This is a genomic window from Pantoea sp. ARC270, assembly GCF_003236725.1.
Taxonomy (GTDB): domain Bacteria; phylum Pseudomonadota; class Gammaproteobacteria; order Enterobacterales; family Enterobacteriaceae; genus Pantoea; species Pantoea anthophila.
Genome location: NZ_PUGA01000014.1, coordinates 1 through 20,359 on the forward strand (window position 1 = coordinate 1; position 20,359 = coordinate 20,359).

Genomic DNA, 20,359 nt, shown 5'->3' on the forward strand with positions numbered 1-20,359 from the left:
ATATAGTGCATGCCCGGCGTCACCCTTCACCGCTGATCAGCCTGCCGATGTTTAAAACCCGCACCTTCTCAGTCGGCATCGGTGGCAACATCGCGTCACGTCTCGGCACGGGCTGCGTGCCCTTTTTAATGCCACTGATGTTGCAGGTCGGTTTTGGCTATTCAGCGATTATCGCAGGCTGCATGATGGCTCCCACCGCGATAGGCTCTATCCTGGCGAAATCCACGGTGACCCAGCTGCTGCGCTGGCTGGGATACCGCCGCCTGCTGGTCGGCATTACCGCCATCATTGGCATTCTGATCGCCAGCTTCTCCCTGCAGTCGCCTGCTGAGAGCATTATTGTGCTGTTACTGCCGCTGTTTATTCTCGGCATGGCCATGTCGACACAGTTCACTGCCATGAATACGATCACGCTGGCCGATCTGGATGATGACAACGCCAGCGGCGGCAACAGCGTGCTGGCCGTGACGCAGCAGTTAGCGATCAGTTTTGGTGTGGCCGTCAGCGCCGCGGTACTGCGCTTCTATCAGGAGTTTGAAACCAGCACCATTTCACAGTTTCACGCCACATTTCTGACCATGGGCGTGATAACCGTCTTCTCCGGGCTGACCTTTATGCTGCTGAAAAACGGGGATGGACGTAACCTGATCACCAATCGCGACAGGAAGAAAAAGTCTTAAGCCGACCCACGCACCACGAGTTCCGGCGTCAGCACCAGCGTCTGCTGGCTGGCGTCGGGATCGCTGAGACGGTGGATTAAGGTGTCTATCGCCAGTTCGCCCAGGGCATCTTTTGGCTGATGAACGGTACTCAGTGGCGGAGAAAGATAGCGCGCCAGTTCGATATCGTCATAGCCCATGACCGCCATCTGCTGTGGAACCTGCAGTCCGGCCTGATAGAGCGCATGGTAAACGCCGACCGCCATGGCGTCGTTGCTGGTGAACACCGCATCCGGTGGCGTGTCCAGTGCCAGCAGCTCTACCATCCCGTTGTAACCGCCCTGAAATTCAAAGTCACCGCTCACCACGTAGCCCGGCAGAATCTCAAGGCCGCTTTTTGTCATGGCGTTGCGATACCCCTGCAGACGCATGCGGGCTGGAGTTTTATCCTGCGGGCCGGCGATACAGGCGATGCGGGTATAGCCGCTGTCGATAAGATGCTGAGTTGCCAGTTCGCCTCCCAGCAGCGCGTTATCCTGAATAATGTCACCACGCCCTTCAAATGGCGCCCAGTCCATCATGACGGCCGGGATAGAGGGATAGCGATTCAGAATGTCTGCGGAAGGGAGGTGACTTTCGGTGCACATAATCAGTAAGCCGTCGACGCGCTTTTGCATCAGCGTCTCAAGGCTACGGTTCATCCGCTCCTCATCCCCGGCGGTGTTACAGAGGATCAGGCTGTAGCCACGCTGATAGCAGCTCTCTTCGACGCCCCGCACCACCTCCGCATAGAACGGGTTACTACTGGTGGTCAGCAGCATGCCTATCGTGTGGGTCTGGTTGATCTTCAGACTGCGCGCCAGTGCCGAGGGGGCGTAATTCAGATGACGTATCGCCTGCTCGACTTTTTCCCGCACGCCTTCACTGACAAAGCGATTGTTGTTGATGACGTGCGAGACGGTGGAGGTAGAGACGCCCGCCAGGCGAGCGACATCTTTCATGGTACTCAAGCGCTTAGCCCTGCTGCTGCAAAAATTCATCGATCTCCGCGCGCCACGGCACGGAGGGCTGTGCACCCGAGCGGGTCACGGCAATCGCGGCGGCGGCGTGGGCAAATCGTACGGCCTCACCGATCGGCTTCTGCTCCAGTCGCGCGGTAATAAACGCACCATTAAAGGTATCGCCCGCCGCGATAGTATCGATCGCCTTCACGCTGAAGCCTGCAATGCGCTGGCCCTCACCCTGTTCGCTCAGCCAGACGCCGCGGCGCCCCAGCGTAATCAACACCGTGCCGATGCCCTTTGCATGTAACACTGCCGCGGCGCGGGCAGCATCTTCATCGCTGTTGACGGCGATGCCGGTCAGGCTCTCCGCTTCGGTCTCATTCGGCGTAATAATGTCGACCAGCGCCAGCAGGTCGTCAGAGAGCGGGGTGGCCGGGGCCGGATTGAGAATCACCTGGGTCTGATGCTGTCGGGCAAACGTGGCCGCGGCCAGGACGCTCTCCAGCGGTGACTCCAGCTGCATAAGAAGCGCATCGGCTGCAGCAATGACCGGCTGATGACGCGCCACACAGGCAGGCGTTAACGCCGCGTTGGCACCGGCGTAGATACCGATACTGTTTTCGCCGTCACCGTTAACGAAAATCATCGCCACGCCGGTGGACTCACCCGAAACTACTTCAACCGGGGTGGTATCAATATTGTCCTGCGCCAGCTGCTGACGAATCCGTTCACCCATGTCGTCAGCGCCCACACAGGCGATAAAGGCGATATCGGCGCCTGCGCGACCGGCGGCAACCGCCTGATTCGCACCTTTACCGCCAAACGCAATCTGATAATTCTGCCCGATCACCGTTTCACCGGGACGAGGAAAGTGCGCCAGATTAAGGATGTGGTCAGCGTTAATGCTGCCAAGAACGGCCAGTTTTGCGTTTTTGCTCATTAGGGGAGTCCGGAATAAGTGCGCCACCGGAAGGGTGGCGCGGTGCCCTGCTTTTCTTTGAGTTATTGAGTGACCAGCTTCAGGTCGACCGGATTGATCGCCTGCACTTTTTCACCCTTCAGCACTTTATCAGCGGTATCCACGCCGATCATGCCAATTTTGTCCGGCATCTGTGCCACGGTCGCAGACAGTTTGCCACTTTCTACCGCTTTCACGCCATCCGCCGTGCCGTCAAAACCGACCACGATCACACCGGTTTTACCGGCGGTCTGCAGCGCGCGCAGAGCACCCAGAGCCATTTCATCGTTCTGCGCGAAGACGGCCTGCACATCCGGGTGGGCCTGCAGCAGGTTCTGCATAACGTTCAGCCCTTTGGTGCGGTCAAAGTCAGCGGGCTGGCTGGCGAGGATCTGGAACTTATGCGCATCGGCAGCCTGTTTGAAACCTTCGCCACGTTCACGGGCCGCGGAGGTCCCGGCAATGCCCTGCAGCTCAATAATTTTCGCGTTTTCACCGACTTTTTTGGCGATGAAGTCACCGGCCATTTTACCGCCGAACCGGTTATCGGAGGCGACATGGCTGACAACTTTGCCCTGTGACGCGACGCGATCCAGTGTGATGACCGGGATGTTCGCCTGATTAGCCATCTTCACGGCATTGCCTACAGCATCCGAGTCGGTAGGGTTGATCAGCAGCAGTTTAGTGCCGCGCACCGTCAGATCCTGCACGTTTGCCAGCTCTTTCGCCGGATTGTTTTGTGAATCCAGCACCACCAGGTTGTAGCCCAGCTTATCGGCTTCTTTCTGCGCACCCTCTTTCAGCGAAACGAAGAAGGGGTTATTCAGGGTCGAAACCACCAGAGCGATGGTCTCTTTTGCCATGGCGCTGGTACTGAGGGTTGCGCCAAGGATGATGGCCAGTGCGGTTAACTTTTTCATCTTATTATCCTGTGTAAGGTCAGAGTTATTTACTGCTTTTATTATCCACCAGCACCGCCAGCAGGATGACTACCGCTTTAACGATCATCTGGTAGTAAGAAGAGACGCCCATCAGGTTCAGGCCGTTGTTCAGGAAGCCGAGGATCAGCGCACCGATCAGCGTGCCGAAAATACGCCCTTTACCGCCCGCCAGACTGGTGCCACCCAGCACCACCGCGGCAATCGCATCCAGCTCATAGCCGGTGCCCGCAGTAGGCTGTGCCGAAGAGAGACGGGCCACTTCAATCGTGCCCGCCAGCGCCGCCAGCATGCCACTCAGTGAATAGACGATGATTTTGACGCGATTCACATTGATGCCGGAGAGACGGGTAGCCGCTTCGTTACCGCCCAGCGCATAGATATAACGGCCCAGGCGGGTATGCTGCAGCATGTACCAGGCGGCGATAAAGACCAGCGCCATCAGCCAGACCGGTGCAGGCACACCCAGCGGGCGACCAATACCAAACCAGCCCAGCAAATCGGCATTGGCGCTGAATCCGGTGTTAATCGGGCTGCCGTCGGTATAGACCATGGTAACGCCGCGTAACAGCAGCATCATGACCAGCGTGGCAATAAACGCCTGTACCCTGCCGCGCGCCACGATGGTGCCGGTCAGGGCACCGATTGCCGCCCCCAGCGCCAGCGAAGCCGCCACCGCCACCAGGGCATTGACCTCCATACCCACCAGCGACGCGCCTACCGCACCGGTCAGTGCCAGCAGCGATCCCACAGAGAGGTCGATACCGGAAGTCAGGATCACCAGCGTCATCCCGACCGCCATAATGGCATTCACCGAGGTCTGCTGCAGGATGTTGAACAGGTTCGCGACGGTAAAGAAGTTCGGACTCTGACTGGCGACCACGGCGATTAGCACCATCAGCGCAATCAGCGACTTCTGCTCCAGTAACCAGCTTTTGCTAAACCAGCGGCGGCTGGCAGGTAACGTTTGGGTTGTCATACCACTAAATCCTCGCTGTGTTGCTTGCCTACGGCGGCGGCCATCAGATGTTCCTGAGTGGCGTCTTCCCGGGTAAATTCGCCGCTGATACGGCCTTCATGCATCACCAGAATCCGGTCGCTCATGCCCAGCACTTCCGGCATTTCCGAGGAAACGAGGATGATGCTCAGCCCTTCGGCCTTGAACTGGTTAATCAGTTGATAGATCTCTTTCTTCGCGCCGACATCCACACCGCGGGTCGGTTCGTCCAGAATCAGTACGTTGGGCCGGGTCATCAGTCCGCGGGCAATCGCCACTTTCTGCTGATTACCCCCGGAAAGCAGGCCAATCGGCTGCTCCATTGAGGGCGTTTTCACATTGAACAGCCGGATAAAATCGCCGACCGCCAGCTGCTCTGCCGCGTGCTTCAGTGACCCGCTGCCGCGACTGAAATAACGCAACGCCGTCAGCGACATGTTCTCTTTTACCGACATGCCCAGCACCAGGCCGTCGCGCTTACGATCCTCGGAGATATAGACGATGCCGTTAGCCAGCCCATCCTGTGGCGAACGCGTTACCACTTCGCGGCCGCTGAGCCACAGTTTGCCTTCGTGGCGCGGCAGCGCGCCGTAAAGCACCTTCATCAGTTCGGTACGGCCCGCGCCCATCAGGCCGGAGATACCCAGAATTTCGCCTTTGCGCAGGCTGAAGCTGACCTTATCCACGCCCGGTCCGCTGACGTTTTCCACTTTCAGGCGCACGTCGCCGGGCGCCTGATCCAGACGGGGATATTGATCTTCCAGTTTGCGCCCGACCATCATCTCGATCAGGCTCTCTTCGGTCAGCGCGCTGACCGGACGCTCCGCAATAAACTGCCCGTCACGGAACACCGTGACGTCATCGCAGATCTCAAAGATCTCTTTCATGCGATGCGAGATGTAGACGATGCCGCAGCCCTGCGCTTTCAGCTCATTGATCACCCGGAACAGCGACAGCGTTTCGGTGTCGGTCAGCGCGTCGGTCGGCTCATCCATGATGATCACCTGCGATTCAAAGCTCAGCACTTTGGCGATTTCGACCATTTGCTGATCGCCAATCGACAGCTCGCCCACCAGCTTGTGGCTGCTGAAGCGCAGATTGAGGCGTTTGAGCAGCGCGTCGGCTTCGGCATACATGCGTTGCCACTGAATGCGGCCAAACCGGCTGACATATTCGCGACCAAGAAAAATGTTCTCCGCCACGGTTAACTGCGGGATCAGGTTCAGTTCCTGATGGATGATGCCAATGCCCGCTTCCTGCGACGCTTTCGGCCCACTGAAGCGGGTCTCTTTGCCGAGCCAGCGCAGCGTACCGGCATCATACTGGTAGATCCCGGTCAGGACTTTCATCATGGTGGACTTGCCTGCGCCGTTCTCTCCGACCAGCGCCATCACGCGACCTGCGCGGACATTCAGCGAAGCACCCTTAAGGGCTTTCACCCCTGGAAAGGATTTTTCAATGCCGTCGAGTTGCAGTAAAGGTTGCATAGCGGCCTCAGAAGGTCACACCGGCGCTGAGGATGACATTGGCAAACGGAGAGCACTCCCCGCTGCGAATGACCGCCTGGCTACGCTGCGTGTGTTGTTTGAACTGTTCATGCGAAAGGTAGCGGATGGTGATGACGTTCCCCTGCTGCTGCTGCAGGGCTTCGAGTGCGGCAATCAGCGCACGGTGAAGAGGCGGATTGTGCTGCTGAATCTCCTCCGCCATCAGGGCGCTTTCTACCTGCATCTCCAGGGCAACCGCATTCACCACCTGCATAAAATCGGGCGTACCCGGCGTGAGCGCCAGATCAATACGCTGCGGACCGGCCGGAATCGGCAGGCCAGCATCCGCAATCGTCAGCGTATCCGTGTGTCCCAGGCGGGCAATCACATGAGAGAGTTCAGCGTTTAACAGGCGACCTTTTTTCATCTTTTCACTCCACAGCGAAACGTTTCGCTGACAGGAGTGTATGAAATGCCGCCATCAACTCAACCGGCAAAGAAGAAATCTGTGATCGCTATCGAAACGTTTCGCTTACGCGGGCGAGAATTTGAATTAGGGCAGGAGAGGGGATGAAAAAAGGATCGTGAAGGCAGTCTCAGGCGGCTGGCAAACTTAACGCCGGAAAAAACGGGCAGCAAGGGTTCAGCACCAGACAGAGAGGAGATGGACAGAGGAGGAAAGCGTCCCGCGCCGGGAGAGGCGCGGGCCTGAAAAAAAGATTAAGGCAGTTTCTTAACCTGTTTGACGTCCATCTCAATGCTGTTGAAATCTTTATCCAGCTCACCCGTCAGCTCAACATTGTCTTTCGGTGAGATGGTCTGGCCGTTCCAGTGCTTGTGGTCGATTTCAACTTTCATCGTGCCGGTCTGGTCGCGAAACAGATAATCTTCATCGCCGATCTGTTTCTCCAGCTTGCCGCGCACGGTGATCCAGCTGTCATCTTTCATCTCTTCTGCCTGCTTCACCGTCACCACACTGGTCTGGTCGGCACGAAAACCGCCCTGGCCAGCGGCAGCCTTCGTCTGTGCGGCGGGCGCACTGGGATCAACAAATCCGCCCTGCTGTGCAGCAAAAACCGGCGCGGAAGCCAGCATAACGACGGTCAGAATAGCAGCGTGCTTTTTCATGGTGTACCCCTTTTTTAGTGGTCGGTCCGGGTGGAACAGGCTCAGTTGACCACAGAGTTCTTAACAGCTTCTTAAGCATTAAAAATAGACGATATTTGCCGGAATCCGCTGTACAAGCAGGAGGGGGCTTCGTATAAAACGCTATCGGAACAGGGAGACATCATGCGTATTTTACTGATTGAAGACGATCGCTTAATTGGTGACGGTATTAAGGCAGGGCTGAGCAGGCTGGGCTTCAGCGTTGACTGGTTTACCTCCGGTGAGGCGGGCTTTAACGCGCTGGACGCGGCCCCCTGGGATGCGGTGATTCTGGATCTCTCTCTGCCCGAACGCGACGGGCTCGATATTCTGCGACAGTGGCGGCAGCAGGGCAAAGATGTTCCGGTGTTAATCCTGACCGCGCGCGATGCGCTCGATCAGCGGGTCGAAGGGCTGCAGCAGGGCGCCGATGACTATCTGTGTAAACCTTTTGCCCTGACCGAGGTGGCCGCGCGCCTGCAGGCGTTGATTCGCCGCCGGCACGGTCAGCTTCAGCCTGAACTTCGTCACGGCAATGTGGTGCTGATCCCCGGCGGTCACAGCGTGATGCGTGAGGGGGAAACCATTGCGCTGAAAAGCCGGGAGCTGGCGCTGCTGGAGCTGTTTATGCGAAACCCCGGCCGGGTACTGACGCGCAGCCAGCTGGAGGAGAAGCTCTACAGCTGGGATGCCGATGTCTCCAGCAATGCGGTGGAGGTGCATATCCATCATCTGCGTAAAAAACTGGGCAGTCAGTTCATCCGCACGCTGCACGGCGTCGGCTATACCCTGGGAGCCGCCGAATGCGATCAATGAGCCTGTTTCTGCGGCTTGGCATCGGTTTTGTGCTGCTGGTCGCTCTCTGCTGGGTCAGTGCCAGCCTCAGTGCCTGGCATCAGACGCGTGAAACCCTGGATGAACTCTTCGATACCCAGCAGATGCTGCTGGCAAAGCGTCTGCTGACACTGGATTTTTCGACGCTGGAGAACACCACGCTGCCAAAAACCAAAGCGATCCTGCACCACCATCGCGGCGAACAGGATGACGACGCCCTGGCATTTGCCGTCTTCACGCATGACGGCAGGCAGGTGATGAACGATGGGGATAATGGCCGCTATCTGCCGTTCGACGCAGCGTCTCAGGGATTCCATGAAGGTCAGCTCACGAATGATGATGATCGCTGGCGGTTTGTCTGGCTCACCACTCCCGACAAGCAGTTTCGTGTGGTGGTCGGCCAGGAGCTGGAATACCGGGATGACATGACGCAGGACGTGATGAAAGCGAGCGTGCTGCCCTGGTTGATCGCGCTGCCGTTTATGTTGCTGCTGCTGATGGGGCTGGTCTGGTCTGAACTGCGCCCGCTGAAGAGGCTGGCGAAGCAGCTGGCGCAGCGCGCGCCCGATGATGATACGCCGCTGCAGGCCGGGCGGGTGCCGAAAGAGGTCCAGCCGCTGATGGTGGCGCTGAATGGCCTCTTCCGCCGCATCAGCGCCATGATGCAGCGCGAACGGCGCTTTACCGCCGATGCGGCGCACGAGCTGCGCAGTCCGCTGGCTGCACTGCAGGTGCAAAGCGAGGTCATTCAGCTGACGGCGGATGATGAGGTGATGCGCACCCATGCGCTGCAGCAGCTGGATGCGGGGATCCTGCGCGCCACGCGGCTGGTGGATCAGCTGCTGACGCTCTCGCGGGTGGAAGCCGACGATGCGCGCAGTGCCTTCGGGCCGGTGGCGCTGAAGCGCACGGTTCAGGAGACGCTGGCCGCCCAGCTGCCGCTGGCGGATAAAGCGGGCGTGACGCTGCGGCTGCATGCCGACGCCGATCCGCAGATTCAGGGGCATGCGCTGCTGCTGTCACTGCTGGTGCGTAATCTGCTGGATAACGCCATTCGTTATACGCCAGCAGGCAGTGAAGTTGATGTGCGGTTACAGGCGAACAGCCTGGCGGTGGAGGATAACGGCGAGGGATTGAGTGAAGCCGACCGCCAGCGTCTTGGTGAACGTTTCTGGCGACCGCCCGGTCAGGAGAAGAGTGGCAGCGGACTGGGACTCTCGATTGTGCGTAATATTGCCCAGCTGCACGGGATGCAGGTGAGCTTCAGCCAGCGTCCCGGCAGCGGCCTGTGCGTCACGCTGCGCTGGTCCGCGCCCACCCCATAAGGCGGGCGCGACCCGTCAAATCTCGACCTGGGTGCCCAGCTCGATAACCCGGTTTGGCGGGATCTCGAACTGGTCTGGTGCGCGCAGTGCGTTGCGCTGCAGCGCCAGGAAGAGTTTGCCGCGCAGGCGCAGATACCAGGGGCGTTTGCCGATGATCAGCGACTCGTGCGACATGAAGAACGACGTCTCCATCATGCGGCAGTTCAGCCCTTCCAGCCCGCAGCGATGGAAAATCTCCTCAACGTTAGGCGTTTCACGCCAGCCGTAACTGGCGACCACCCGCCAGAAGGTCGGTGAGAGCTGCTCAATCGTCACACGCCGCACGTTGTGAACGTAGGGCGCATCTTCCGTTCTCAGCGTCAGCAGCACCACGCGCTCATGCAATACCTTGTTGTGCTTGAGGTTATGCAGCATGGCGAACGGAATCACATTCAGCGCACGCGACATATAGACCGCGGTGCCCGGCACGCGAACCGGCGGCGACTTCTCCAGCGAGGCGATCATCGCCTCCAGGGAATTACCGTGCTCATGCATGCGACGCAGCAGGCGGAAACGCTCGCTTTTCCACGTCGTCATAATGATAAACATCACCAGACCGAGGCAGAGCGGCAGCCAGCCACCGGAGAAGATTTTCACCAGGTTGGCGGTAAACAGCGGCACGTCGATAAACAGCAGCAGCACCAGGATGAGGCCGACGGCCAGCTTTTGCCAGTGCCAGTTTTTAATGGCCACGGTGCAGACGAGGATCGAGGTCAGCACCATGGTGCCGGTTACGGCGATACCGTAGGCCGCCGCCAGGTTACTCGAATGCTCAAAGCTGATAATCACAATCAGCACGGCGAAATAGAGCACCCAGTTGATGGCCGGAATATAGATCTGACCCGACTCGCGCTCAGAGGTGTGGATGATACGCATCCCAGGCAGATAGCCCAGTCGCACCGCCTGACGCGTCAGCGAGAAGACGCCAGAGATAACCGCCTGTGAGGCGATAACGGTGGCCAGCGTCGCCAGAATCAGCATCGGGATCAGCGCCCAGTCCGGGGCCAGCAGAAAGAAGGGGTTTTTAATCGCTTTCGGATCGCTGAGCAGCAGCGCGCCCTGACCAAAGTAGTTCAGCACCAGCGACGGCAGCACCACCGAGAACCAGGCCAGCCGGATCGGCACTTTGCCGAAGTGGCCCATATCCGCATAGAGTGCCTCCACGCCGGTAATCGCCAGCACGACGGCGCCCAGCGCGAAGAACGAGACCGACTTGTAGTGCAGGAAGAACTCAATGGCATAGGCGGGATTGAGTGCGTGCAGCACTTCCGGGTTTTTCATGATGCCGCAGGCTCCCAGGACCGCCAGCACCAGGAACCAGATCAGCATCACGGGCGCGAACAGTTTGCCCACCATACCGGTGCCATGTTTCTGAATCACAAACAGCAGCGTCAGCACCGCAATCGACATCGGCACAATAAAAGGATCCAGTGACGGCGCGGCAATCTCCAGGCCCTCAATCGCGGACATCACCGAAATGGCCGGTGTGATCACCACCTCCCCGTAGAAGAAGCTGCCGCCAATCAGTCCCATGATCACCAGCACCGCCGTGGCGCGCGCACCGGTGTGGCGGCCCGCCAGCGACATCAGGGTCAGAATACCGCCCTCTCCGGCGTTGTCGGCGCGCATCACATAACTGATATATTTGAGTGAGACCACCAGCACCAGCAGCCAGAAAATCAGCGACAGAAAGCCAAACACCGCTTCCCGTTCAACGCCGAAACCAAACTGTCCGGAGAGACATTCACGCAGGGTATAGAGCGGACTGGTGCCGATATCCCCGTAAACAACACCAATCGCGGCCAGCGTTAATCCGGGAAGGGACTGCTTATTATCTGAGCTCATAGAGTTATCTTTTGTTGGAGTCTGAGAGGCGCAAACACCCCTCGCTCAGGCCATCAAAAAGCGCACAGTATGCACGTATTGGTGAAAATTCCTATACCCGCTTCGCCTTGCTCGCCGGATAACGGGGGCGCTTCAGGCGGTAAAATGTCAGTGGATACCGCGTGATAGCAGGCAAACCTTCTGATACAAAAAAGCTGACAGCTATCAACGCTTTCACGCATGATGATCTATAGAGTAAGGCGCTTGCTTAAGCGCGGCGGCCCGTCGATCGTAAGGACATTGAAGTGATTATGGCTCAACCCCATCTTTTGGCAGAAAGAATTTCTCGCCTGAGCAATGCGTTAGAAAAAGGATTGTATGAGCGGCATCATGCCATTCGCCTTTGCCTGCTGGCGGCGCTGAGCGGTGAAAGCGTGTTCCTGCTGGGCCCGCCCGGCATCGCCAAGAGCCTGATAGCACGCCGCCTCAAATATGCCTTTCAGCACGCCCGCGCCTTTGAATATCTGATGACCCGTTTCTCGACGCCGGAAGAGGTGTTTGGCCCGCTCTCTATTCAGGCGCTGAAGGATGAAGGGCGCTATCAGCGCCTCACTAAAGGGTATCTGCCCGACGCAGAGATTGTGTTTCTGGATGAGATCTGGAAAGCCGGCCCGGCGATTCTGAATACCCTGCTGACCGCCATCAACGAACGCCGCTTCCGCAATGGCGACAGCGAAGAGACCATCCCGATGCGTCTGCTGGTCACCGCCTCCAATGAACTCCCGGAAGCGGACAGCGGTCTTGAGGCGCTCTATGACCGGATGCTGATCCGCCTGTGGCTGGATAACGTGCATGAGAAGCAGAACTTCCGCAGCATGCTGACTCACCAGCAGGATGAACACGCCAATCCGGTGGCGGAATCTCTGCGCATCAGTGATGAGGAGTATGCGCAGTGGCAGCTCAGCATCAGCCAGGTGGGCCTGCCGGATGCCGTTTTCGAGCTGATCTATCAGCTGCGTCAGCAGCTGGAGAGCCAGCCTGCCGCCCCCTACATTTCCGATCGTCGCTGGAAAAAAGCCATTCACCTGTTACAGGCCAGCGCCTTTTACAGCGGACGCAGCGCGATTGCGCCGATAGACCTGATCCTGCTGAAAGATTGCCTCTGGCACGACGTGGCGTCCATGCAGCTGCTGGAACGCGAAATCGACCAGCTGATGACACAACACGCCTGGCAGCAGCAGCCGATGCTGCTGAAACTGCATCAGATCAAAGCCCGTCGTCTGGCGCTGCAGCAACAGCAGAGCGTGGCGCAGGCCATCACGCTGGAGAAGCACAGCGGCATGTTCAGCCGCAAGCCGCACTACGATATGCCCGAAAGCCTCACCGACGAGCAACTGACGCTGATGCTGCAAAAGCCGCTGATGCTGCACGATATGCAGGTTACTCACCTGGTCATCGCGCGTGATGCGCTGAACCAGTGGCTGCAGAAAGGGGGCGAGGTGCGCGGCAAGCTCAACGGCATCGGCTTTGCTCAGAGCCTGGATCTTCAGGTGGATGCGCAGCACTGCCTGGCGATCCGCGATGTCAGCCTGCAGTCGTCGCGGCTGACCCTGCCCGGCGTCAGCAACAGCGAGCCGCTGCCCGGTGAGATTACCGAGGCGCTGGATGCACTGGAGAGTGAACTGCGCACCCAGCGGCATCTCTTCAGTCAGCATCAGCGCTGCCTGTTTATCAGCGACGACTGGCTGGCGCGGGTCGAAACCAGCCTGCAGGATGTGGCAGAGCAGCTGAAACAGGCGCGTAAATGATCTCCGTGGAGACGCTCAGCACCCTGCTCTCGGTGGGGGAGACCGAACTGATTGAAGAGCTGATCGTCGCCCTGCTGGCCTCCCCACAGCTTGCGCTGTTTTTTGAAAAGTTTCCCGGGCTGAAAAAAACGCTGCTGCGCGATGTGCCGCGCTGGCGGGCCGAGATCAACGCGGAACTCAAAGCCACCCCGGTTCCGGCCACGCTGGCAGAGGAGTTTCAGCTCTTTCAGCGGGTTCAGCTCCTCAGCGATCGTGAATTTATCCACCAGCTGGATGCGACGCTTCAGGCGCTGCAAAGCCTGCCTTCGCCCTTCCTGGATGAAGCGAACCGGCTGTTGCAGCACACCGATATCCACCATCTCAGCAGCGCGCAGCACCAGCTTTTTCTGCAGCGCTGGCGGCTGAGTCTGACCTTACAGACCCTGACCCTGAATCAGCAGCTGCTGGAGCAGCAGCGCGAACGCCTGCTGGCGGAGCTGCAGCAGCGCATGGCGCTGAGCGGTCAGCTGGCCCCGATCCTGGGCGACGATGAAGAAGCGGCGGCAGGCCGGTTATGGGACATGAGCAAAGCGTCACTGCAGCCCGGCGACTATCAGCTGATGCTGCAATATGGTGATTTTCTCGCGCAGCAACCGGAGCTGCTGAAGCTGGCACAGCAGCTGGGCCGCAGTCGGGAGGCTAAATCGGTGCCGTCACAGGATGCCCCGATGGAGGCCTTTCACCATCTGGTGCAGGAGCCCGCGTCCGTGCCGGAAGAGGTGAGCGGCATTCATCAGAGCGATGACGTGCTGCGTCTGCTGCCGCCGGAGTTAGCCGCGCTGAGCATCAGCGAACTGGAGCTGGAGTTTTACCGGCGCCTGGTTGAGAAACGGCTGCTGACCTACCGTCTGCAGGGCGAGGCCTGGCACGAAAAAGTGACGATGCGGCCAGCCAGCCATCAGCAGCATGAGGAGCAGCCCCGCGGGCCGTTTATCGTCTGCGTAGATACCTCCGGCTCCATGGGGGGCTTCAACGAGCGCTGCGCAAAAGCGTTTTGTCTGGCGCTGCTGAAAGTCGCGCTGGCCGACCGGCGTCGCTGCTACATCATGCTGTTTGCCCATGAAGTCATCGGCTACGAGCTGACCGGGGAAGATGGGCTGGAACAGGCGATTCGCTTTCTCAGTCAGCGCTTTCGTGGCGGCACCGATCTGGCCGCCTGCCTCTCCTCGGTGGTGAACCGGATGGAGGGCGCACTGTGGCAGGAAGCGGATGCGGTCATCGTCTCCGATTTCATCGCCCAGCGTCTGCCGGAAGAGGTGATCGGGGCGATAAAACAGCGCCAGCGACACAATCAGCAACGTTTTCACGCGGTGGCCATGTCGGCCCACGGGAAACCCGGTATTCTGCGCATCTTCGACCATATCTGGCGTTTTGATACCGGCATGAAAAGCCGCCTTCTGCGCCACTGGCGCCGTTAAGAGCCTGTCCCGACAGGCGTAATTGTTGCAGGCAGTCTGGACACGGACAGCGCGGAACAACCGGAGCGTACACGGAGTACGTGAGGATTGTGAGCACTGCCCAGGTTCAGAGTGGCAAATAAAATAGCCTGACGGGCAGGCTCTAAGTCATCTGGCAGAAAAGCTTCTTTGCTATAGTGAATTACCGTTTCACTTACTCAGCAATCTGGAGCTTCCTGTGACGCTTGCTCAACCCCACCGCGATCTGCCTGCACCTACGCGGACGTTATTGCTCTCCGGCCAGAATAGCGAACAAAAACGTGCCGATTTGCTGGCCTATTTCCATCAGACCTGGGAGCAGTATGAGAGTCTGTTTACCTGTCTGGCGGATCCGCAGGCCTGGTTCACTAAAGCCATTCCGCTGCGCCACCCCCTGATTTTCTATTTCGGTCACACGGCGACCTTCTACATTAATAAGCTGATGGCCGGACGTCTCATCGACGCGCGTCTGAACGATCGCATCGAAGCGATGATGGCGATTGGGGTGGATGAGATGAGCTGGGACGATCTCAATGACAGTCACTACGACTGGCCCACCGTCGATGAAGTGCGTGAATACCGGGGACGTGTGAAAGCCCTGGTCAGCGATCTCATCCAGACCATGCCGCTGACTCTGCCGATCGACTGGGAAAGTCCGGCCTGGGTGATCCTGATGGGCATCGAGCATGAGCGCATTCATCTGGAAACCTCCAGCGTGCTGATCCGCCAGCTTCCGATTGAGTGGGTTAAGCCGCAGTCCGCATGGCCCATCTGTCCGCTGGCGCGCCACCAGCGTCAGGCTGTTCCGGCCAACGCCCTGCTGCCGATGCCCGGCGGCACGGTCACGCTGGGTAAAACTGACGACACCTACGGCTGGGATAATGAGTATGGCCGCCAGCAGATTACGCTGCAGCCGTTCCAGGCGAGCAAAATGCTGGTCAGCAACGCAGAATTTCTGGCCTTCGTCGAGGCGGGAGGATATCAGGATCGTCGCTGGTGGGATGATGAAGGCTGGGGCTGGTGTCAGTTTGCCAAAGCAGAGATGCCCACCTTCTGGGTTGGCACACCTGCGATGCCCGATCAGCTGAAACTGCGTCTGATGTGTGAAGAGGTGGCCATGCCCTGGGACTGGCCTGCCGAGGTCAATCAGCTGGAAGCCGCCGCCTTCTGCCGCTGGAAAGCAGAGCAGACGGGGCTGGCGATTCAGCTTCCCTGCGAAGCGGAGTGGACTCAGCTGCGCGAACAGGTTGCCGGCGACCAGCCGCACTGGGAGCAGGCACCGGGCAACATTAACCTGGCTTACTGGGCCTCCTCGTCACCGGTCGATCTGTTCGCCCAGGGCGACTTCTTCGATATCGTCGGCAACGTCTGGCAGTGGACCACTACGCCAATTAACGGCTTCGAAGGCTTCCGGGTCCATCCGCTTTACGACGATTTCTCGACGCCGACGTTCGATGGCAAGCACTCGCTGATCAAAGGGGGCAGCTGGATATCCACCGGCAACGAAGCCCTGAAATCGGCACGCTATGCGTTTCGCCGCCACTTCTTCCAGCATGCCGGTTTCCGCTATGTGGTGTCCGGGCACAGGGAGAGCATGGCGCTGAATCCGTATGAATCTGACGCCATGGTGTCGCAGTATCTCGACTTCCAGTATGGCCCGCGCTATTTCGGCGTGGAAAACTATGCCGAAAGCCTGGTGAAGCTGGCGCTGAATTACACCCGCGCCCGGGGCGACGCCCTGGATATCGGCTGCGCGACCGGACGCGCCAGTTTCGAACTGGCCCGCCACTTTGAACGCGTCACCGGCATGGACTACTCGGCGCGTTTCATTGATGTGGCGCTGCAGCTGACCAGCGGTGAAGATTTCCGCTATCTCCTGCCTCAGGAGGGCGATCTGGTCGAGTATCGTCAGGTTCGCCTGAAAGATTTCGATCTGGAGAGCGATCTGGCGCAGCGAATCCGCTTTGTGCAGGGGGACGCCTGCAATCTGAAGCCGCAACCGGCCGGTTACGATCTGGTGCTTGCCTCCAATCTGATCGATCGTCTGCGTCAGCCCGCGCGCTTCCTGCAGGATGTGACGCCGATGCTGCGTCCGGGCGGCATTCTGCTGCTCTCATCGCCTTACACCTGGCTGGAAGATTTCACGCCGAAAGAGAACTGGCTGGGCGGCGTGCGGGAAAACGGAGAAGCCCTGACGACCCTGCAGGCGCTGCAACGGCTGCTGGCCGCCGACTTCGAGCTGATCGATGAACCGCAGGATGTGCCGTTCGTGATCCGCGAAACGGCCCGCAAGTTCCAGCATACGCTGGCGCAGGTCACCGTCTGGCGCAAACGCTAAGCAACCCGGCAGCGGCGCCCGTCGCTGCCGGGAGTTGCCTGAACCACTATTTTGCTGCACATTCACCCTTGTTCACTTAAGCAGACCCACAACGAGGATGGCCATGGCCGAACATCTGCAGCTCGACAATCTGGATCGCGGCATTCTGAATGCCCTGCTGGAGAATGCGCGCACCGCTTACGCCGAGCTGGCAAAGCAGTTTAACGTCAGTCCCGGCACCATTCATGTGCGCGTGGAGAAGATGAAGCAGGCGGGTATTATCCTCGGCACGCGGGTGGATATTGATCCGCGCCAGCTGGGGTTTGATGTCTGCTGCTTTATCGGCATTATCCTGAAGAGCGCGCGTGACTATCCGGCGGCGCTGAGCAAACTGGATGCGCTGGATGAGGTGGTTGAAGCCTGGTACACCACCGGTCACTACAGCATCTTTATTAAGGTGATGTGCCGGTCAATCGATGCCCTGCAGCAGGTGCTGATCAACAAGATCCAGACCATTGATGAAATTCAGTCAACCGAAACCCTGATCTCGCTGCAAAACCCGATCATGCGCACCATCAAGCCCTGATCGTCCCTTCCCTTGTGCATAATCTTATCCCTGACGAATGTGGCGGCTGACAACGGCTGCGTTCGCCTTTCCCGATCCATTAACCCTGTTGTCCACAGGTGGATCACCGCTTGATCACAGCGTACAATGCTCGCCTTACTGTCCGGGAGAGCAAGATGGCCGATATTACCTTAATCAGTGGCAGTACTCTGGGAAGCGCCGAGTATGTGGCTGAACATCTGGAAGAAAAATTACAGGAAGCAGGCTTCTCCACGCAGCTGCTGCATGGCCCGGAGCTGGATGAGGTGCCGCAGACCGGTATCTGGCTGGTGGTCTGCTCAACGCATGGTGCCGGCGATATTCCTGACAATCTGCTGCCACTCGCTGAAGCCATCCGCGACAGCCAGCCCGATCTTTCTCAGGTTCGCTTTGGCGCTGTCGGACTCGGCAACCATGAGTACGATCTCTTTTGCGGTGCGATCCGCCAGATTGATGCGCTGCTGACCGCACAGGGGGCGCAGCGGATAGGCGATCGTCTGGAGATTGACGTGCTGGAGCATGAGATCCCCGAAGATCCGGCAGAGGCCTGGCTGGAAACGTGGAAAAACGCGATCTGAATCGTGGACGGGGATCGCGAAATAGTGACGATCCCCAGTGGAAGATGCTGATTTTATCCTTTTCCGCTCGTTTATTTTGTGGATAACTACCCTCTTTTACTGCGTATAACCGGTAGTTATCCAAAGAACAACCGATGCATGTTTTTTGAGCTGTGTATAACCTAAGGTTTTGATCCCAGCTTATACGGATCAGGATCACCGATCACTCACAGCTAGTGATCCTGCCCATCCTGTTGTTTATGCAATGCTTCTGGCACATATCCACAGGAGGCCGGGATCCTAATAAGAGATCTAACAGAAAGATCATATACAGATCTAAGATCCTTTCTTTTAAAACCGGACGATCCCGCGGCTTTCACCCCAGACGGAATTTGAGTAGAATCCACGCCCCAGGACGACGATCCTGCACGTTCATCAACCGAGGTACCACTTCATGTTTTATCAGGATCCTTTTGACGTCATCGTAATTGGTGGTGGTCATGCGGGCACCGAAGCCGCAATGGCGGCAGCCCGAATGGGTCAGCAAACCCTGTTACTCACCCATAACATTGATACGCTTGGACAAATGTCCTGCAACCCGGCGATCGGTGGCATTGGCAAAGGACATTTGGTGAAGGAAGTGGATGCCCTGGGGGGTCTGATGGCCCATGCGATCGACCAGGCCGGTATCCAGTTTAGGATACTAAACGCCAGCAAAGGGCCGGCGGTGCGGGCCACCCGTGCTCAGGCCGATCGCGTGCTCTATCGCCAGGCGGTGCGCACTGCCCTGGAGAACCAGCCTAACCTGATGATCTTCCAGCAGGCGGTCGACGATCTCATCGTTGAAAACGATCGTGTGGTGGGTGCCGTGACTCAGATGGGACTCAAGTTCCGCGCGAAAACCGTGGTACTGACCGTCGGAACCTTCCTGGACGGCAAAATTCATATCGGTCTGGACAACTACAGTGGCGGTCGCGCAGGTGATCCCCCGTCCATTCCGCTGGCAAAACGACTTCGCGCGCTGCCGCTGCGGGTAAACCGCCTCAAAACCGGCACGCCGCCGCGCATTGACGCTCGCACCATCGATTTTTCAGTGCTGAGCCCGCAGCATGGGGATAATCCGATGCCGGTCTTCTCGTTTATGGGCAGTGCCGCTCAGCATCCGCAGCAGGTGCCGTGCTGGATCACTCATACCAATGAGAAAACCCACAACGTGATCCGCGAAAACCTGGATCGCAGCCCGATGTACGCCGGGATCATCGAAGGGATCGGCCCGCGCTACTGCCCGTCGATCGAAGACAAAGTCATGCGCTTTGCCGATCGTAACTCGCATCAGATCTTCCTGGAGCCGGAAGGGCTGACCAGTAATGAGATCTACCCGAACGGTATCTCTACCAGCCTGCCGTTTGACGTGCAGATGCAGATCGTCCGCTCAATGAAGGGGATGGAGAATGCGAAGATCGTGCGTCCGGGTTATGCCATCGAGTATGACTTCTTCGATCCGCGCGATCTCAAACCGACGCTGGAGAGTAAGTTTATCGACGGCCTCTTCTTTGCCGGACAGATCAACGGCACAACCGGTTATGAAGAAGCCGCTGCGCAGGGGATGCTGGCCGGTCTGAACGCCGCCCGTCAGTCTGCTGACAAAGAGGGCTGGGCACCGCGTCGCGATCAGGCTTATCTGGGCGTGCTGGTTGATGACCTCTGTACGCTCGGCACCAAAGAGCCGTACCGCATGTTTACCTCCCGTGCCGAATACCGTCTGATGCTGCGCGAAGACAATGCCGATCTGCGTCTGACCGAAACCGGTCGTGAACTGGGTCTGGTCGATGATGCACGCTGGGCGCGCTTCAACCAGAAGCTGGAAGCGATTGAGCAGGAGCGTCAGCGTCTGCGTGATATCTGGGTTCATCCGAAATCCGAACACGTTTCCGACGTCAATACGGTGCTCAGCGCGCCGCTGACCAAAGAAGCGAGTGGTGAAGATCTGCTGCGTCGTCCAGAGATGACCTATCTGAAGCTGATGGCGCTGGAGGCCTTCGGCCCGGCACTGGCTGATGAGCAGGCCGCTGAGCAGGTTGAGATTCAGGTGAAGTATGAAGGCTACATCGCGCGTCAGCAGGAAGAGATTGATCGTCAGTTGCGTAATGAGAACACGCTGCTGCCGGTTGAGCTCGACTATCGCCAGGTGAATGGACTCTCCAATGAGGTGATCGCCAAGCTGAACGATCACAAGCCGACGTCGATCGGGCAGGCGACGCGCATTTCCGGTATTACCCCGGCGGCCATCTCGATTCTGCTTATTTACCTGAAAAAACAGGGTCTGCTGCGCAAAAGCGCCTGATCTTAAACGGGGCGAGGAGACTCGCCCCCGCTGAATGGACTTA

At 58.4% G+C, this 20,359-nt stretch carries 17 protein-coding genes; 9 read left to right on the forward strand and 8 right to left on the reverse strand.

The features are described from left to right. On the forward strand, positions 1-680 hold a 680-nt coding region (locus CKF42_RS08785), incomplete at its 5' end, for an MFS transporter (RefSeq protein WP_146239927.1). On the opposite strand, the gene rbsR is transcribed toward CKF42_RS08785, so the two are convergent. The 7 genes from rbsR to CKF42_RS08820 all read right to left on the reverse strand — a co-directional run bounded on the left by rbsR (position 677) and on the right by CKF42_RS08820 (position 7,171). Then, entirely contained in the window at positions 677-1,669 is a 993-nt protein-coding gene (gene rbsR, locus CKF42_RS08790) for a ribose operon transcriptional repressor RbsR (protein ID WP_009088175.1), read from the reverse strand. The genes CKF42_RS08785 and rbsR overlap by 4 nt on opposite strands. 4 nt (positions 1,670-1,673) lie before the next feature. Beyond that, entirely contained in the window at positions 1,674-2,603 is a 930-nt protein-coding gene (gene rbsK / locus CKF42_RS08795; RefSeq protein ID WP_111207999.1) for a ribokinase, read from the reverse strand. 62 nt (positions 2,604-2,665) lie between these two features. Continuing rightward, positions 2,666-3,541 carry a ribose ABC transporter substrate-binding protein RbsB gene (gene rbsB, locus CKF42_RS08800; RefSeq protein ID WP_009088177.1) on the reverse strand — a complete coding sequence of 292 codons (876 nt, stop codon included), beginning with the start codon at positions 3,539-3,541 and terminating at the stop codon, positions 2,666-2,668. A gap of 25 nt (positions 3,542-3,566) precedes the next feature. Then, on the reverse strand, positions 3,567-4,538 hold the full coding sequence (gene rbsC / locus CKF42_RS08805) for a ribose ABC transporter permease (RefSeq protein ID WP_009088178.1): 972 nt from the start codon (positions 4,536-4,538) through the stop codon (positions 3,567-3,569). Beyond that, on the reverse strand, positions 4,535-6,043 hold the full coding sequence (gene rbsA, locus CKF42_RS08810) for a ribose ABC transporter ATP-binding protein RbsA (protein WP_111208000.1): 1,509 nt from the start codon (positions 6,041-6,043) through the stop codon (positions 4,535-4,537). Before rbsA ends, rbsC begins: the two co-directional genes overlap by 4 nt. 7 nt (positions 6,044-6,050) lie before the next feature. After that, entirely contained in the window at positions 6,051-6,470 is a 420-nt protein-coding gene (gene rbsD, locus CKF42_RS08815; RefSeq protein ID WP_058957197.1) for a D-ribose pyranase, read from the reverse strand. A 293-nt stretch (positions 6,471-6,763) separates the two neighbouring features. Then, positions 6,764-7,171, reverse strand: coding sequence for a YgiW/YdeI family stress tolerance OB fold protein (locus CKF42_RS08820; protein ID WP_009088181.1), 408 nt, complete (start codon positions 7,169-7,171; stop codon positions 6,764-6,766). Positions 7,172-7,333: 162 nt separating this feature from the next. Between CKF42_RS08820 and qseB the strand changes: the two genes are divergently transcribed. Next, positions 7,334-8,005, forward strand: a complete 672-nt coding sequence (qseB, locus tag CKF42_RS08825; RefSeq protein WP_009088182.1) for a quorum sensing response regulator transcription factor QseB — start codon at positions 7,334-7,336, stop codon at positions 8,003-8,005. Next, complete coding sequence (gene qseC / locus CKF42_RS08830) at positions 7,993-9,348, forward strand: quorum sensing histidine kinase QseC (protein ID WP_111208001.1); 1,356 nt, start codon at positions 7,993-7,995, stop codon at positions 9,346-9,348. The genes qseB and qseC overlap by 13 nt, the downstream gene beginning before the upstream one ends. A 15-nt stretch (positions 9,349-9,363) precedes the next feature. Here qseC and kup read toward each other — a convergent pair whose 3' ends face one another. Then, entirely contained in the window at positions 9,364-11,232 is a 1,869-nt protein-coding gene (gene kup, locus CKF42_RS08835; RefSeq protein WP_009088184.1) for a low affinity potassium transporter Kup, read from the reverse strand. A 290-nt stretch (positions 11,233-11,522) separates the two neighbouring features. Here kup and ravA point away from each other — a divergent pair, with 290 nt between their 5' ends. The 6 genes from ravA to mnmG all read left to right on the forward strand — a co-directional run bounded on the left by ravA (position 11,523) and on the right by mnmG (position 20,316). Then, on the forward strand, positions 11,523-13,019 hold the full coding sequence (ravA, locus tag CKF42_RS08840; protein ID WP_009088185.1) for an ATPase RavA: 1,497 nt from the start codon (positions 11,523-11,525) through the stop codon (positions 13,017-13,019). Further along, positions 13,016-14,476: an ATPase RavA stimulator ViaA gene (gene viaA / locus CKF42_RS08845; RefSeq protein ID WP_111208002.1), complete on the forward strand. Its 1,461-nt coding sequence runs from the start codon at positions 13,016-13,018 to the stop codon at positions 14,474-14,476. Before ravA ends, viaA begins: the two co-directional genes overlap by 4 nt. A 217-nt stretch (positions 14,477-14,693) precedes the next feature. Further along, positions 14,694-16,832: a 5-histidylcysteine sulfoxide synthase gene (gene ovoA, locus CKF42_RS08850; protein ID WP_111208003.1), complete on the forward strand. Its 2,139-nt coding sequence runs from the start codon at positions 14,694-14,696 to the stop codon at positions 16,830-16,832. A 103-nt stretch (positions 16,833-16,935) separates the two neighbouring features. Next, positions 16,936-17,397 (forward strand): transcriptional regulator AsnC, encoded by a 462-nt coding sequence (asnC, locus tag CKF42_RS08855; protein WP_009088190.1) that lies wholly within the window; start codon positions 16,936-16,938, stop codon positions 17,395-17,397. A 155-nt stretch (positions 17,398-17,552) separates the two neighbouring features. Then, positions 17,553-17,993: an FMN-binding protein MioC gene (mioC, locus tag CKF42_RS08860; RefSeq protein ID WP_058957195.1), complete on the forward strand. Its 441-nt coding sequence runs from the start codon at positions 17,553-17,555 to the stop codon at positions 17,991-17,993. A gap of 433 nt (positions 17,994-18,426) precedes the next feature. Next, complete coding sequence (mnmG, locus tag CKF42_RS08865; protein WP_009088193.1) at positions 18,427-20,316, forward strand: tRNA uridine-5-carboxymethylaminomethyl(34) synthesis enzyme MnmG; 1,890 nt, start codon at positions 18,427-18,429, stop codon at positions 20,314-20,316. Positions 20,317-20,359 lie beyond the last annotated feature (43 nt).

Excerpts from the sequence above, each read along its gene's own strand:
- rbsB (WP_009088177.1), bottom strand. The coding sequence starts at position 3,541 with ATGAAAAAGTTAACCGCACTGGCCATCATCCTTGGCGCAACCCTCAGT.
- mioC (WP_058957195.1), top strand. The coding sequence starts at position 17,553 with ATGGCCGATATTACCTTAATCAGTGGCAGTACTCTGGGAAGCGCCGAG.
- asnC (WP_009088190.1), top strand. The coding sequence starts at position 16,936 with ATGGCCGAACATCTGCAGCTCGACAATCTGGATCGCGGCATTCTGAAT.
- ravA (WP_009088185.1), top strand. The coding sequence starts at position 11,523 with ATGGCTCAACCCCATCTTTTGGCAGAAAGAATTTCTCGCCTGAGCAAT.
- qseB (WP_009088182.1), top strand. The coding sequence starts at position 7,334 with ATGCGTATTTTACTGATTGAAGACGATCGCTTAATTGGTGACGGTATT.
- kup (WP_009088184.1), bottom strand. The coding sequence starts at position 11,232 with ATGAGCTCAGATAATAAGCAGTCCCTTCCCGGATTAACGCTGGCCGCG.
- rbsD (WP_058957197.1), bottom strand. The coding sequence starts at position 6,470 with ATGAAAAAAGGTCGCCTGTTAAACGCTGAACTCTCTCATGTGATTGCC.
- qseC (WP_111208001.1), top strand. The coding sequence starts at position 7,993 with ATGCGATCAATGAGCCTGTTTCTGCGGCTTGGCATCGGTTTTGTGCTG.
- rbsA (WP_111208000.1), bottom strand. The coding sequence starts at position 6,043 with ATGCAACCTTTACTGCAACTCGACGGCATTGAAAAATCCTTTCCAGGG.
- mnmG (WP_009088193.1), top strand. The coding sequence starts at position 18,427 with ATGTTTTATCAGGATCCTTTTGACGTCATCGTAATTGGTGGTGGTCAT.
- rbsK (WP_111207999.1), bottom strand. The coding sequence starts at position 2,603 with ATGAGCAAAAACGCAAAACTGGCCGTTCTTGGCAGCATTAACGCTGAC.
- CKF42_RS08820 (WP_009088181.1), bottom strand. The coding sequence starts at position 7,171 with ATGAAAAAGCACGCTGCTATTCTGACCGTCGTTATGCTGGCTTCCGCG.
- rbsC (WP_009088178.1), bottom strand. The coding sequence starts at position 4,538 with ATGACAACCCAAACGTTACCTGCCAGCCGCCGCTGGTTTAGCAAAAGC.
- viaA (WP_111208002.1), top strand. The coding sequence starts at position 13,016 with ATGATCTCCGTGGAGACGCTCAGCACCCTGCTCTCGGTGGGGGAGACC.